The sequence below is a fragment of the Pseudomonas sp. IPO3778 genome (assembly GCF_013386825.1).
In the GTDB taxonomy this organism is placed as follows: domain Bacteria; phylum Pseudomonadota; class Gammaproteobacteria; order Pseudomonadales; family Pseudomonadaceae; genus Aquipseudomonas.
Genome location: NZ_JACARC010000082.1, coordinates 20,395 through 34,813, shown reverse-complemented (window position 1 = coordinate 34,813; position 14,419 = coordinate 20,395). Strand labels below are relative to the sequence as shown.

The window sequence follows — 14,419 nt, the reverse complement described above, 5'->3', positions numbered from 1 at the left end:
ATGCAGACCACCTTGAGTGAACAGGCAAGCCAGCTCCCTCGCGCCGCGGAAGCAGAGCGCATCCTCCGTAGTTGCGTGCACTGCGGCTTTTGCAATGCAACCTGCCCGACCTACCAACTGTTAGGTGACGAACTGGATGGGCCCCGAGGCCGCATCTACTTGATCAAGCAGGTTCTGGAAGGCAATGAAGTCACCCGAAAGACCCAGGAACACCTGGATCGCTGCCTGTCGTGCCGCAATTGCGAAACCACCTGCCCGTCTGGTGTGGAGTACCACAACCTGCTGGACATCGGCCGGGCGGTGGTTGATGCGGCAGTGCAAAGACCCCTCGCCCAGCGGATGCTGCGCCAGGGGCTACGTAAGCTGGTGCCCAACCCTGGGTTGTTCAAAGGATTGATTGGCAGCGGCCAAGTCTTCCGCGCATTGCTGCCAGGCGGCCTCGAATCAAAATTGCCGCGCAGCCCAGAGCCGGCCAAACAGCGGCCCACCGCCCGGCATGCGCGCAAGATGCTGATCCTGGAAGGCTGTGTGCAATCAAGCCTTTCGCCCAACACGAACGCGGCCGCTGTGCGAGTTCTGGACCAACTCAAGATCAGTGTCACCTCGATCAAACAGGCGGGCTGCTGCGGCGCGGTGGAATACCACCTGGACGCTCAAGCGGCCGGGCTCGACCGAGCCCGCCGAAACATCGATGCCTGGTGGCCGAGCATCGAGCGTGGGGCCGAAGCCATTGTGCAGACGGCTAGTGGCTGCGGGGCGTTCATCAAGGAATATGGTCACTTGCTGAGCACCGATCCGGCCTACGCCGATAAGGCAAGAAGGGTCAGCGCGCTGGCCAAAGACCTGGTTGAAGTGTTGCGTGACGAGCAACTTGAGCGGCTTGGGGTTAAAAGCGCCCAATCAATTGCCTTCCATTGCCCCTGCACCTTGCAGCACGCGCAGAAGCTCGGCGGAGCCGTCGAGGCGGTGCTCACAAGCCTTGGCTTCAACCTCACCGCTGTTCCGGAGGGTCACTTGTGCTGCGGGTCGGCGGGCACCTATTCAATTACCCAACCCGAACTGTCACTGCAACTGCGTGACAACAAACTGAATGCCTTGGAAAGCGGAAAACCCGACGTCATCGCCACGGCCAATATTGGCTGTCAGACCCACCTCGGTGGCGCTGGTCGCACCCCTGTACGGCACTGGATCGAGTTGGTTGAAGCTGCGTTGCCCTAACCGCCCCCCCCTGGAGAAGCCCCATGAAAAGCAAAGCCATATTGAGTCAACTCGAAATCAACCAAATCCTGAACGCTGCACGTGCCGAAGCACACAGCAACCAATGGGCGGTGACCATCGCGATTGTTGATGACGGCGGCCACCCTCTTGCCCTCGAACGCTTGGACGGTTGCGCCGCGATCAGCGCCTACATCGCCGTTGAAAAGGCGCGCACTTCCGCATTGGGGCGACGCGAATCCAAAGGCTACGAAGACATGGTCAATGGTGGGCGACACGCCTTTTTATCGGCGCCATTGCTGACCTCCCTGGAAGGCGGCGTACCGATCTTCGTCGATGGACATGTGATAGGGGCCGTCGGGGTTTCCGGGGTTAAAGCCGAGCAGGATGCACAGGTCGCAAGAGCTGGCGCGCAATGCGTGAGCTGAGCACAAAACCAAAGCAACCGAATGAACACAGTATGATGGAGATGCACAACGTGACCGATTTCGTTAACTGCCATGGCCTTAAAGTCGCCCCCGCCCTGCAGCATTTTGTGGATGCTCGAGTGTTGCCGGGAACCCGGCTTTCCGCTGAAGCGTTTTGGAGCGGCTTTGCAAGCCTGGTGCATGATTTGGCACCCAAGAACCGCGAGCTATTGGCTGAACGTGATCGCCTGCAGGTACAGCTGGACGACTGGCACCGAGCCCATCCAGGGCCTGTGACCGATATGCCGGCCTATCAAGCATTCTTGACGAGTATCGGCTACCTGCAACCGGAACCCGACGACGTCAACGTCACCACCAGCAACGTTGACCCTGAGGTTAGTGTGCAGGCCGGGCCGCAACTGGTGGTGCCCGCAGTTAACGCTCGTTACGCGCTGAATGCCGCGAATGCACGTTGGGGGTCGCTGTACGACGCGCTTTACGGAACGGATGCAATCCCTCATGAGAATGGCGCCCAACCTAGCGCAGGTTACAACCCGGTTCGGGGAGCCCAGGTGATTGCGTTTGCACGGGCGTTCCTGGATGACGCATTTCCCCTGAGCAACGGCTCACACGCCGCCGTGGTTCAGTACACGATAGAAGGCGCAACACTGCGGGCCACTCTGCAAGATGGCACCCAGGCAGTGTTGTCGCAGACCACGCAATACGCCGGCTACCAGGGCGTGCCGGCAGATCCGGTCGCCATTTTGCTGAAACACAATGACCTGCATGTGGAAATACAAATCGACCGGGAGAGCCTCATCGGTCAAGACGACGGTGCAGGCGTCAAGGATCTGCTGATTGAGTCCGCACTGTCCACGATCATCGATTGCGAAGACTCGGTAGCGGTGGTCGATGCTGAAGACAAAGTACAGGTCTACAGCAACTGGTTGGGCCTGATGAAAGGTGACCTGACGGAAAGTGTCGAGAAGAATGGCAAAACCATTACCCGCCGCCTCAACCCGGACCGGGTGTATATCGCCGCAGATGGTACCTCGCTGACACTCCCTGGGCGATCGTTGCTTTTCATTCGCAACGTGGGGCACCTGATGACCTGCCCGGCCATTTTCGATAACACCGGGCTTGAAATTCCAGAGGGCATTCTCGATGGCGTCATCACCAGCCTGATTGCCCTGCACGACCTGCAACGCAAGGGCAACTCACGCACGGGCAGTGTCTACATCGTTAAACCGAAAATGCACGGCCCTGCCGAAGTCGCTTTCGCCGACCACTTGTTCAACCGTATAGAGGACCTGCTTGGGCTCCCACGGCACACGCTGAAGATTGGCATCATGGATGAGGAGCGACGCACCAGTATTAACCTGAAGGCCTGCATCGCCGCAGCGTCGTCAAGGGTAGCGTTTATCAATACCGGGTTCCTGGATCGCACCGGCGATGAAATGCACACGTCCATGGAAGCCGGCGTGATGCTGCGTAAGGGCGACATGAAAAACACCGCCTGGATCCAAGCCTATGAGCTTAATAACGTGCTGGTCGGGCTGGACTGCAAGCTGCGCGGGCGAGCTCAGATAGGCAAGGGGATGTGGGCCATGCCAGATCGAATGGCCGATATGTTGGCGCAGAAAATCGCCCATCCAAAGTCGGGGGCGAATACAGCGTGGGTCCCCTCCCCAACTGCCGCCACCTTGCACGCGCTGCATTATCATCAAGTCAACGTACGAGCGGTGCAGGAGTCACTTGAAGGCAACAGGTCGGGCAGCACCCGGCAAACGCTTCTGGATGGACTGCTCAGTGTGCCGGTTGTTACCGACAACGGCTGGTCGGCGGATGAAATCCGCCAGGAAGTCGAAAACAACGCGCAGGGTTTGCTGGGTTACGTGGTGCGCTGGGTCGAACAGGGTATTGGCTGTTCGAAGGTTCCCGATATCCATAACGTGGGGTTGATGGAGGATCGCGCCACCCTGCGTATTTCCAGCCAGCACATGGCCAACTGGCTGAGACACGGGGTTATTACTGAAGCTCAAACCCTGGAGGTTCTGCAACGTATGGCGCGGGTCGTCGATCAGCAAAACGCGGCAGCCCCCCACTATGCCCCGATGGCACCTGACTTCTTTAACTCCCTGGCATTTCAAGCGGCTTGCGCGCTGGTGTTCGAAGGACAAGCCCAGCCCAATGGTTATACCGAACCGGTGCTGCATAAATTTCGGCTAACGTTCAAGCAGTTAACGGTTTAAACCCATTCGGAACAGGTTTCACTGGCGCCCTCGACGCCCGACGCATTGCATCGGGCGTTGCCGCTTTTGTGGGTAGCCGCGAGCACTCAGCGTTACGGAGCGCGGTCGATCCGTCACCCTTCGCCGCATCTGTTCCCTAACCCGCACACGCCTGTCGTTACGAATTTTCTCATCACCGGAACCAGAAAGTAATCGATTACATTTTGGCGCGCCAAAACAGGGCGTCCAATGTGCCATCTCAGTTCGTTTCGGTGGTTTGAAAATGTTTAAAGGGCGTAAATACGTACTATATTCTGTCAATTGAACGTAAAAACCCTCAAAAGACAGGCATATGAAGGCAGCGAAGGCCACTGAAAATCGACATGGCACGGTTTCTGCTTTTACAGATGTAATGGATTACATTACTGACCACCACCGAAAGGTATGAAGAATGAACGTGAAGCAGAAACTTGTTACCACCGCCGCTCTGGTCTCGCTGATGGCTGCAGCTGCACCCGCCATGGCCGACAAACTCGACGACGTGATCTCGGCGGGAGAGCTTAAATGCGGCGTCATGCTGGACTATCCGCCGAATGGTTTTCGTGACTCGTCCAATAACCCGACCGGCTATGACGTCGAGTACTGTCAGGACCTGGCCAAGGCTCTGGGTGTCAAACCGGTCATTGTCGAAACGCCCTCCCCTCAGCGGATTCCAGCGTTATTGTCGAGCCAGGTCGATATTTCGATTGCCAGCGCAACCATCACTCTGGAGCGCGCCAAAACGGTCGCCTTTACCTCTCCTTACTCCTCATACAGCTTTGTCGTGGTCGCGCGTAAAGACTCAAACATCAAAACGTTTGAAGACTTGAAGGGCAAGCGTGTAGCCGGCGTTCGTGGAGCCGCAGAGGACTCGCTTTTCGAGAACTACTTCAAGAAATGGAATGATGCCAGCGGCCAATACCTGACCGTCAGCAATGACAGTGACCGAAACCTTGCACTGGCCCAAGGCAAGGTGGACGCCTTCATCGTCAATGTCCAAGCCGCCAGCGAACTGACCAAACTGCCTCAGTACCAGGCGTTTCATACCTGCTGCGATGCCCCGTTTCCCAAGGACACTGTTGGGATGATGGTGACACGCGACAGCACGGACTTCCTTCGTTTCACAAACCTGTTCCTGCACCAGCAGCAAGTGAGTGGCCGTTACGCCGAGCTGTACAAGAAGTGGTATCAAGCCGACGCCCCTGCCCTGGACAAGCTTTAATTTCGTTGGACGGTGGGAGCCTCCAGGCTCCCACCCTATTGAAGGAGGAGCGATGCCTTGAACTATCACTTCCAATGGGCGCCAGTATGGAAGGCTTTTCCCGACTTGCTGCCCGGGTTGGTCATGACGCTGGAACTGACGCTGCTGTCATTCGTTCTGGGGTCAGTGATTGCATTCGTACTGGCTTGGGGTAAATCCTCGAGCAGTCGATCAGCGAAGGGAATCTGCGTCAGCTGGATCGAGATTGCGCGAAATACACCGTGTTTGTTCCAGATCTATATGGCGTACTTCGGCTTGGGGGCACTGGGCGTTGATGTGAACTCCTTCTATGCCGTACTGGGCGCCATTACATTCAATACGGCCGGGTACCTGGCCGAAGTGATTCGCGGCGGAATAGAGGGGATTGATCCGCGGCAATACCGTGCGGGTGCAGCGCTGGGGATGAACCGCCGCCAAACATTCGTCCGAATTGTCCTTCCTCAATTGGTGCCGTTGATTTTGCCTGGCGCCGGTAACCAGTTGATCTGGAGTCTGCTGAACACGTCATTGGGCATGGTTGTTGGGCTCCAGGAACTTACCGGTGCAACTTACACCGCCCAGTCGCTTACCTTTCGCTCGTTCGAGTTTTTCATTGCTACCGCGGTCATCTATTACGTGCTCGCCAAATTGGTGACGCTGATGCTTTACGGGGCAGCTCGGCTGTACGGCGGAAAACGGAGAGTTCAAGCATGAACAGTGTGCCGTTATTCTCGGGCCTTCAAGCCAATGACCTTCTCTACTTGCTCCAGGGGGCAGGACACACTCTCTGGCTCGCGCTCTGGGCAATCGTCCTGGGCACTGTGCTGGGTTTTTTGATGGGCTGGCTGAGGTCGGTGTCAAAAATCGGCAATGGCCTGATCATGATACTGGTGGATGTTTCCCGCTCAGTTCCGCTGCTTATACAGTTAATCGTAGTGAATGCCGCGCTGGCCGCCTTTCGTTTTCCGTTAAGCCCATTCCTTTGCAGTGCACTCGTACTCACCTTGTACATGGCCTCGTTCTGCTCGGAAATCTATAAGGGGGGATTTGAGGCGGTACCCCAAAACCTGCAGAAGGCGGCACGGTCTCTCGGTATGAGCTACCTGCAGGCTTTCGTCAGCGTCACCGCACCTATCATGCTGCGGCGCACATTTGCCTCATGGATCGGCATTGTCCTGGGCGTTTTGAAGGACACATCCCTGGCTGCGGTTATCGGCTACATAGAGCTTTTACGCGGATCGCAAATCATCGTTACCCGAACTCAGGAGCCGCTGTTGGTGCTACTGATCGTCGGTGTCTTTTACTTCCTGTTGTGCTACCCCATCGCTCGCTTGGGTGCCAAAGTTGAAAAAGGTCTAAGTCAATGATCGAAATCAAGAACGTCCATAAGTCCTACGGCAACCTGAACATTTTGAAGGGTGTCGACATGAGTGTTGAGAAGGGTGAAGTTGTATCGATTATCGGGCCAAGCGGTTCAGGAAAATCGACCCTGCTTCAATGCATCAATGGCTTGGAAAGCATCAGCGACGGCACTATTTGTGTCGATGGTATCGATGTCTTTTCGCGAGCCACCGACCTTAACGCGCTTCGGGCAAATGTCGGCATTGTGTTCCAGCAGTACAACGTGTTCCCGCACCTTTCGGTGCTCGACAACGCGGCGTTGGCCCTCAAAGTTGTTCACAAGATGAAGCGCCAGAACGCCGAAGAAGTTGCCTACGCACAGCTCGAAAAAGTGGGGTTGGGCGATAAGGCGAACATGTCCCCTACCCAGTTATCCGGCGGCCAACAACAGCGCCTGGCTATCGCTCGCGCCCTGGCTATGCAGCCTCGGTACATGCTGTTCGACGAAGTCACCGCCGCACTCGACCCTCAGTTGGTACGTGAGGTGCTCGACACGCTTTTGATGTTGTCGACAGAAGGGATGACGATGGTGCTCGTCACACATGAAATTGCTTTCGCCCGAGAGGTTTCCAGCCGGGTTGCCTTCTTCGACGCCGGCAAGATCGCAGAAATCGGCCCTGCGGCCCACGTCATCGACTCACCCAAGCATGTGCGTACGCAGCAATTCCTTTCCCATCAGATTCACTGACAAAAACAAACGGCGACGCACATCATGGATGGCGTCGCCGTTGGCTATTGGTGCGTCCTGAAAGGGTGTATTCGATGACATCAAGGCTCGAAAATCAGAACACTGTGCTGAGCAGCTGCTTGCTGACCGCTTCCTCAATGCTCAACGCGGCCAGCCACGATGTTTTAACGTTGTCCGGCAGAGGATTATTGACCAGCCGAATCGACAACTCGCCAAACGCTCCCTTTGCGGTCACTTCGTGAACATTTTTGGCAACGGTCGGGTCAGCGATCAGCTCCACCTGTGTGTGATCAAAACCCACGCCCGACAACGCGACGGCAGCGGTGACGTTTGCATTTTTTGGGAAGAGAGCTGACGCATGGGCGGCGGTACCGCGGAAGATGGTCGTTGGCACCTTGATCTGATCGAGATCGAATTCTTCCTCAGCAGGCGTTCCAACCCATGCCTTAGGAGGTTTGCGGCCGGTGTACAGCACTTCATCAAGGCCTGCAGAACGAGCAGAACGCATGGCATCCAAACCGCCGATTGCACCTGAAACGAGAATCAAGCGTGCGCCGCCTGCCTGTGCGGCGTGCTCAAGCGTCGCCGCCAACGCCTTATCAGCGAGCGCACCGATAGAAGCGATGACGACATCGATCCCAGCGTTAAGGAAAGCAGGTACTGCATGAACAACCGCGCTGTGCCCTGCGCACTCGATGACCAGGTCTGGTTTCCAGCCGATCAGATCTTGAACCGTCGTAAATAACTCGACCTTGCGACCTTTGGCATAGCCATCAACATCCGCAGCGTGGTTAATCGCGGCATAGGAAGCCAATGGCAGGTGCTGGGTTTGCAAGGCGGTCAGGACGCGCTTGCCGATTGCTCCCAGTCCGATAATCCCGACGCGCCTGATTTTGTGGGTACTCATGCGATGGACTCCCAGAATTGACGAAGCAGTAATGAGTAATATTGGGTGCATGTAACGGGTGGGAAGTGACCACCACTCAGTTCTACAAGCGTGGCGCCTGGGATCAGGCTGGCGAGTTCCTGCGAGTGATGAAAAGGAATGATGTAGTCATCTTTGGCACCTATCACCCAGGTTGGCAGGTTGAGAGACGGCAACTCGTCACGGCGGTTGAAGTTCAAAAGCATCTCCATCCGAGCGTGGGTCATCTCGATATCCACCGATGAGGTTTCTTCAAAATTCAATGGACGCTCCGCTGCGAAATGCTCGCCATACCATGCAGATGGGTAAGCAACCAGACGAGTCAGCGCGTTGTAGGCCGTGCCACCCAGCTTGATCAGCAGGTATTGGCGGTAGGCAAAAAAGTCCTTGAAGCGTTTGTCAGGCATTGCCCAGCCACAGCTCAACACGATGCTCTTCACCCGTTCAGGGTGATCCAGCGCCATGCTTTGCGCGACCAATGACCCGGTCGAGTGCCCTACAATATGCGCAGACTCAATGCCCCTCTCATCCAGCAGGCCGAGCAAAGCATGCTTGATACCGGGGATGTTTGGCGCCCCTTCTATCTCGCTTTGGCCGACTCCCGGATGGTCGAACGTAACCACCCGGTAGTCATGCTTAAGCTGATCAACGACCGGCCTCCAAAAGTCGGCCAGCCCGCCCAGCCCGGATATCAACACCACGGGAATACCCGCTCCCTCCTCCCGGGCGTAGAGCTTTTTTGCCATGTCATCAGTCTCACTTTTTGGTGTAGGCGAAAATGCCCGTGGACTCGATTTGCTCGATGTTCGCCGGGCGCTCAAAAGGCTCAGGAGCCGCCTCGCCATGCTGACGAGGACGGCCTATATCGCGGAAAAAAGTCTCCAGACCGCTGGGGGTCATGAACCAAACCCACTGCAAATCGACGTCACCGTCGTTGCTGAATGTGTGTGAGTTGTGTTTACCCAAAAACAAGGTCGCGCCAGGCTCAAGCTTGAAGACCTTGCCATCGACCACGGCAGTTCCCGTGCCGGAAACGAAGTGCAGGACCTCTTCGTTAATCACATGGGCATGCTCGCGAACACGGCCACCCGGTGGAAGCAATTGGGTGCCCACAGAGAAGTTGTGATTCATCTTGAACAGCTGCGGTGACACCGCCACTGATACATAGCCGTTAGCAGGCTTGGGCTGCCAATAGCTCACCTCCGTCTCGCGGGTAACGTAAACCAGCGTTCCTTTAACGTCTGGCGTTTCGTTTGAATCCATTGCGTTGTCACTCATAAAAACCTCCGTCAACCTTGCTGGATGAACCGGAAAAGGCGCGCTTGACCGGCTGGTAATCGTTTACATTTCAAGGTGAAAAATAACCTCTACCGGACAGGCACCGGAGAGTTTCAGCCGAGCATCCGGCCAGTCATCAGCTATTTTTACGCCAGGTATCGCTCAGGGTGTAACCGGTTGGGAAAGGGTCGTTTGGATCAAGCACATACTGGTGAAAGCCAGTGAGGAACGCCTGGCCGCTGATGGCCGGACGAATGCCGGCGCGCCCCCCTACCGTCAGCGTCTCGACGATTTCACCGACAAACTCAGTGCTCAGAATGGACTCGTGAATCAGCTTCTCGCCCGGCTTGATTTGACCTCGCGCATGCATGACTGCCAGGCGCGCGCTGGTGCCCGTGCCACAGGGTGAGCGATCGAGGCGGCCAGGGGACACGATCACGCCATTGCGCGAGCGCTTGCCTTCAGGGTCGTCACGCATTGGCCCGGCAAAAAGGGTTTGGTTGATGGTATGAATGTCAGGTTGCTCTGGGTGTACCGCGGGGATTTGCTCGGCTGCCGCGGCCTTGATGGTCTCTCCAACGCTGACCAGCGTTGCCGCTTCGTCAGGCGTAATGTCGAAGCCAAGCGACTGAGCATCTGCCAGTACGTAGATCATGCCGCCATACGCCACGTCGACTTTGATCGTGCCAAGCCCGGGTACTTCTATGTGCTTGTCGAGGGCAAATACGAAGCATGGGACGTTAGTGAATTTCACACTCAGGCATTTGCCATCCTGGCATCGTGCCTCAACACGCACGAGGCCTCCCGGGGCTTCGAGGGTAAGGCGGGTAACAGGCTCGACCATCGCAATCATGCCGGTTTCAAGCAAAGCGGTGACGGTACAGATGGTGTTGCTTCCCGACATCGGCGGATAGAACTCGGACTCCATAATCACGAAACCGGCATCCGCCTCGGGGTGCGACGAAGGCAACACCAGGTTGATGCACTGTGTCACCGTGCCGCGGGGTTCCTGGAGCAGAAACTTACGCAGGTCATCGCCCTGGGTTTCGAGGTACTTCATCTTGTCGAACATGGTGTTGCCAGGCACATCCAGGACACCACCGGTAATCACATCATTGCGCTCACCAGCAACGTGAGCTCCGACAACATTGATCATTCGCTTGAATTTCATAGGTCACTTTTCTGAGTCATTGATAAGTAATCCAGCCGATGTGCCCGGACATCAGGTGCGCGTTACGCGTAATGGCTTGAGAGAGCGTGTTTCTACAACCAACGAAGCCTGGACGTCGACTTGGGGAGCCACGGGGCCGGCCCCCATTACCACGACCTGGTTGGGATCCGAAAACTCCGTCGCCCAAAGGCCGCACACAGGGGATCGACCTTCAGCCACCGCCGTGCTGATTTGTTGGATCACCGCACCTGCCTTGCCCGTTGGACAGCGATATTTATGCAGGTAGCGAACCGGTGCGAGGCTATCGATGGCCGTTTCAAACCGGGGTATAAGCACTTGCAGGAACTGCTGGCTGACCTGGGCTGCTGCTTGAGGCAGAAATCCCTCTCGCCACGCATCAACCTTGATCAATTGCGCCCGCAGACGGGCCCGCTCGTCCAGGGAGTCATACCGCCAGAGATGTCGAAAGGTGACGCTGTCCCCGGCTCGCTCCTGCCACAGGCCTTGCAACTTGCCATATTTATCACCCCTGATCGGCAAACAAAGGCTCTCGAAAAGATGCCAGTATTTTTCCCAGGCTTCAGGGGTGAATTGATATTCGCGCAGCTCATCGATCATCGACATGTCCTCACCAGGCGGTGTAGCCACCATCCACCGTGAACATCGCACCCGTTGCAAAACTCGAATCGTGAGAAGCCAAAAACAGAATCACATTAGCGATATCGATCGGCTCGCCCATCTTGTTCAATGGGGAGCGCGCTTCAAGCCCTTTTTTGAACGCTACCGGATCTGGAACGGTTTCGAAAATCTTGTCGTAATAGCTCGATGCGATCACCCCGGGCGCCACGCTGTTCACACGCACGCCTTCAAGGGCATGATCGAGCGCCATGGCACGCGTCAGTGCTGCAACGCCGCCTTTGGCAGCAACGTAAGCCGCACGATCCTTGATGCCAACTACAGAAATAGTAGATGCCAGGTTCACGACCGCCCCGCCGCCACGTCGAATAATTTCAGGGATGGCGTATTTCGAGCAAAGAAATACCCCCTTCAGGTTGACGTTGATGACCTCGTCCCAGGTGTGCTCATCCACGGTAACGACAGTTCCCAACGTACCGAAACCTGCGTTATTAACCAGAATGTCGATACCGCCGAAATGTGCCACGGCCTTTTCAACCATCGCCTTGACCTGAGCCGCATCAGACACATCTGCCTGGACCGCAAATGCCTGGCTACCCAGTGCTTTTGCTACCGCCAGTGCTTGCTCGATGTTGCGATCGGCGACAACAACCTTGGCCCCCTCGCTCACAAACAGCTTGGCCGTCGCTTCACCAATACCCGCACCGGCACCCGTGATGAGTGCAACCTTGTCTTGTAATTTCATCGTTCAATTCCTTCGCGCATTACTGAAAAATCATCATTGGAAAACAGAACGCATTGAGGCGACGCGAATGGCGGCACATCAGATGTAAACGTTTACAATCCAAAGCTCAAAATAACAACAAATAATCACCTTAGGAAGATGCTTGTAGAAATCTCTGCATTGGATGAAATCAGTAAAGCAAATCGCATGCCTGCCTGGAGGCGCCTTATCTTTGCGGGCTGCCGGCCCTTGCCTGGCTAACCTCAGCCTTTACGTCTGCCCTTACTCGAACCTTCGTGTGTGTTACCGCACCGTATTTGTGCGAAAAATGGTAACGTTTACAGAAAAGGATTACATTGAGTAAGGCAACACATTGAAGTCGGTGAGAGGGACGGCCTTACAGCGATGTTGCCCGCGATCTCCCTGTCAGCACAACGACCGCTTTTTTTGATGCGGGACGGGACCGAATGCCGCAGAATCGGGGTATATAGCCGTGAAAACGGCTCCAGGGAGCAGGCAGCAGTCTGAATGAGCGGTAATCGATATCAGTCGTTCCACGCCGCGTCTTCATCTGCATGCGCCATCATGAGGAATCTGTGTGAGTATTAAACGTAATCCATCGGGACGCGTAAACGTCACTGACGTGGCAAAAGCTGCCGGTGTTTCGGTGGCCACCGTCTCCAGGAGCTTCAATTTACCCCATCATGTTCGAGACGACGTGCGAGAAAAAGTCCTGCAGACGGCGAGTAAAATGGGTTATACGCCCAACTCTGCTGCCAAAGCCTTGAGGCTTCAGAAGACCCATGTCATTGGGGCGATCATCCCCACGCTTGACCATTCCATTTACGCGACGATGGTCAAAAGCTTCCAGGACAAACTCGCCGAGTATGGTTATGTCGTCTACGTACTCAGTTGCGGATTTGATTCAAATGCAATCTCCGACAACGTACGGTTGCTGGTCGAACGGGGGGCCGAAGCTTTGCTGATCGTGGGGGATATCGCCGATTCTGACCTGGTTCGATACCTCAAGGAGTACCGCATGCCGGTGGTCTGCACGTATTCCTACTTTGAAGACAAAGCCTTTCCCTTCATCGGTTTCGACAATTACCTGGCCACGAAACAAATGACGGAATACCTGCTTGGCCTTGGGCATCGCCACATGGCGATGCTAACCGGCCCTATGCAAGGTAATGATCGCCAACAGGCACGTCACAAAGCATTCATTGATGCGCTCACTGTATCCAAATCCAAATGCACTCACTTCACCTACGAAAGCGCCGGCGGATACACCATTGAATTCGGTGAAAAAACCCTTCGCCGAATCCGCCTGGAATACCCGGACGTGACCGCGATAATTTGCAACAGCGACGTTATCGCTTTTGGTGTTCTCTCAGCGTGCAAAAAGCTGGGTATTGATGTGCCCAGAGAGATGTCGGTAGTGGGGTATGACAATCTCGAGTTCGCTGAATACCTGGACCCTCCCCTGACGACGCTTGCAGTACCTGCAGGAGAGATGGGCCTAAGGAGTGCAGAGGCGCTGATCGCAAACTTGAAAAACGGTACCGAGATAAAACCGCTGCTGCTCGGTACTCAGTTGATGATCCGTCAATCCAGTCACTCAATCTAGTAGCCCTCGCGCTCTGAGGCCAGCGAGGCAGGGTGGGTGATCATGCGCGATGGTAAAAAACACGCACCGCCAGCCATATCGTTGATCCGGCGGGGTGTCGATCAAAATCAGATCAAAGTCGCTCTCGAATGCCGGCATCAAATTTTTGAGACGAAGACGGCCGTCAGCGGCGTGCAAAAGCAGATTGCTCAACTGGTTGAACGGGTCATTGGAGTGAATCAGCGAGAGATTGGGAATGCAGGTCTGGGAGATGATCTGGTCGGCCCGGGTCTCATTCTTCGCGATCAGTTGATAGGTGCCGCCTGGCGCTTCATGCGATAGCGCGTAGAAAGACGACAGCGACGGCTGGTTATCAAGATCAATAAGTAGGGTTCGAAGACCTGCATCGGCGCAGAACGCGCCTAGATTGGCGCCTACCGTGCTTTTACCCGGTCCGCCCTTGGTTGAAACGATTGCTGCGATTTTCATACTGCTTGCCTCTGAATCGAAGGATTAGAGGCAGCTTCATAAAAGTCACGCTATAGACTGATCTTCAGGAAAAAACGCCCTGAACGAAAAAAGCCTGCATCTCTGCAGGCTTTTCTCAATGTCTGGCTCCACGACCTGGACTCGAACCAGGGACCCAATGATTAACAGTCATTTGCTCTACCAACTGAGCTATCGCGGAATGCGCCGTATGTTACTGATTGAAAAGGAGAAGTCAAGCATTCAGTGCGTTATGTACTTCCCCAAGGCGCACCGCGCAGGAAAATCATCGCTCCACTTCCTGTCACGACTCTGTCATACGTCAACGCCAACATCCGCAGATACCCCGCTCCCACCCTCTTCTTGAAGGAC

At 55.6% G+C, this 14,419-nt stretch carries 14 protein-coding genes, 1 tRNA gene and 1 pseudogene; 8 read left to right on the top strand and 8 right to left on the bottom strand.

The features are described 5' to 3' along the window. The 7 genes from glcF to HX855_RS30845 all read left to right on the top strand — a co-directional run bounded on the left by glcF (position 1) and on the right by HX855_RS30845 (position 7,221). Positions 1-1,218, top strand: a complete 1,218-nt coding sequence (gene glcF / locus HX855_RS30875) for a glycolate oxidase subunit GlcF (protein ID WP_177091142.1) — start codon at positions 1-3, stop codon at positions 1,216-1,218. Positions 1,219-1,241: 23 nt separating this feature from the next. After that, positions 1,242-1,643 (top strand): heme-binding protein, encoded by a 402-nt coding sequence (locus HX855_RS30870; protein WP_177091087.1) that lies wholly within the window; start codon positions 1,242-1,244, stop codon positions 1,641-1,643. Positions 1,644-1,693: 50 nt separating this feature from the next. Next, a complete protein-coding gene (locus HX855_RS30865) occupies positions 1,694-3,874 on the top strand; it encodes a malate synthase G (protein ID WP_177091144.1) in 2,181 nt (726 codons plus the stop codon). 430 nt (positions 3,875-4,304) lie between these two features. Continuing rightward, positions 4,305-5,114, top strand: coding sequence for a transporter substrate-binding domain-containing protein (locus tag HX855_RS30860; protein WP_177091089.1), 810 nt, complete (start codon positions 4,305-4,307; stop codon positions 5,112-5,114). 57 nt (positions 5,115-5,171) lie between these two features. Next, positions 5,172-5,846, top strand: a complete 675-nt coding sequence (locus tag HX855_RS30855) for an amino acid ABC transporter permease (protein WP_177091091.1) — start codon at positions 5,172-5,174, stop codon at positions 5,844-5,846. After that, the gene (locus tag HX855_RS30850) at positions 5,843-6,499 is read left to right on the top strand and encodes an amino acid ABC transporter permease (RefSeq protein WP_177091093.1); all 657 of its coding nucleotides are present in this window, start codon (positions 5,843-5,845) and stop codon (positions 6,497-6,499) included. Before HX855_RS30855 ends, HX855_RS30850 begins: the two co-directional genes overlap by 4 nt. Then, a complete protein-coding gene (locus HX855_RS30845) occupies positions 6,496-7,221 on the top strand; it encodes an amino acid ABC transporter ATP-binding protein (protein ID WP_177091095.1) in 726 nt (241 codons plus the stop codon). Before HX855_RS30850 ends, HX855_RS30845 begins: the two co-directional genes overlap by 4 nt. A 94-nt stretch (positions 7,222-7,315) precedes the next feature. Here the strand turns inward: HX855_RS30845 and HX855_RS30840 are convergent, their stop codons facing one another. From HX855_RS30840 to HX855_RS30815, 6 genes are all read right to left on the bottom strand, one after another. After that, the gene (locus HX855_RS30840) at positions 7,316-8,128 is read right to left on the bottom strand and encodes an aspartate dehydrogenase (protein ID WP_177091097.1); all 813 of its coding nucleotides are present in this window, start codon (positions 8,126-8,128) and stop codon (positions 7,316-7,318) included. Continuing rightward, entirely contained in the window at positions 8,125-8,892 is a 768-nt protein-coding gene (locus tag HX855_RS30835) for an alpha/beta fold hydrolase (RefSeq protein ID WP_177091099.1), read from the bottom strand. The genes HX855_RS30840 and HX855_RS30835 overlap by 4 nt, the downstream gene beginning before the upstream one ends. Positions 8,893-8,902: 10 nt before the next feature. Then, positions 8,903-9,424 carry a cupin domain-containing protein gene (locus HX855_RS30830; protein ID WP_177091101.1) on the bottom strand — a complete coding sequence of 174 codons (522 nt, stop codon included), beginning with the start codon at positions 9,422-9,424 and terminating at the stop codon, positions 8,903-8,905. A 136-nt stretch (positions 9,425-9,560) separates the two neighbouring features. Beyond that, complete coding sequence (locus HX855_RS30825) at positions 9,561-10,595, bottom strand: proline racemase family protein (protein WP_177091103.1); 1,035 nt, start codon at positions 10,593-10,595, stop codon at positions 9,561-9,563. Between the two features lie 51 nt (positions 10,596-10,646). Next, the gene (locus HX855_RS30820) at positions 10,647-11,219 is read right to left on the bottom strand and encodes an NIPSNAP family protein (protein WP_256353129.1); all 573 of its coding nucleotides are present in this window, start codon (positions 11,217-11,219) and stop codon (positions 10,647-10,649) included. Positions 11,220-11,223: 4 nt separating this feature from the next. After that, positions 11,224-11,976: an SDR family oxidoreductase gene (locus HX855_RS30815; protein ID WP_177091105.1), complete on the bottom strand. Its 753-nt coding sequence runs from the start codon at positions 11,974-11,976 to the stop codon at positions 11,224-11,226. A gap of 577 nt (positions 11,977-12,553) precedes the next feature. Between HX855_RS30815 and HX855_RS30810 the strand changes: the two genes are divergently transcribed. Next, positions 12,554-13,582: a LacI family DNA-binding transcriptional regulator gene (locus HX855_RS30810; protein WP_177091107.1), complete on the top strand. Its 1,029-nt coding sequence runs from the start codon at positions 12,554-12,556 to the stop codon at positions 13,580-13,582. A gap of 93 nt (positions 13,583-13,675) precedes the next feature. Here the strand turns inward: HX855_RS30810 and HX855_RS30805 are convergent. Together HX855_RS30805 and HX855_RS30800 are read right to left on the bottom strand one after the other, a co-directional pair. Continuing rightward, positions 13,676-14,050: pseudogene (locus HX855_RS30805) on the bottom strand (ParA family protein); the annotation flags it as partial. 123 nt (positions 14,051-14,173) lie between these two features. Then, positions 14,174-14,249, bottom strand: a tRNA-Asn gene (locus HX855_RS30800). Positions 14,250-14,419 lie beyond the last annotated feature (170 nt).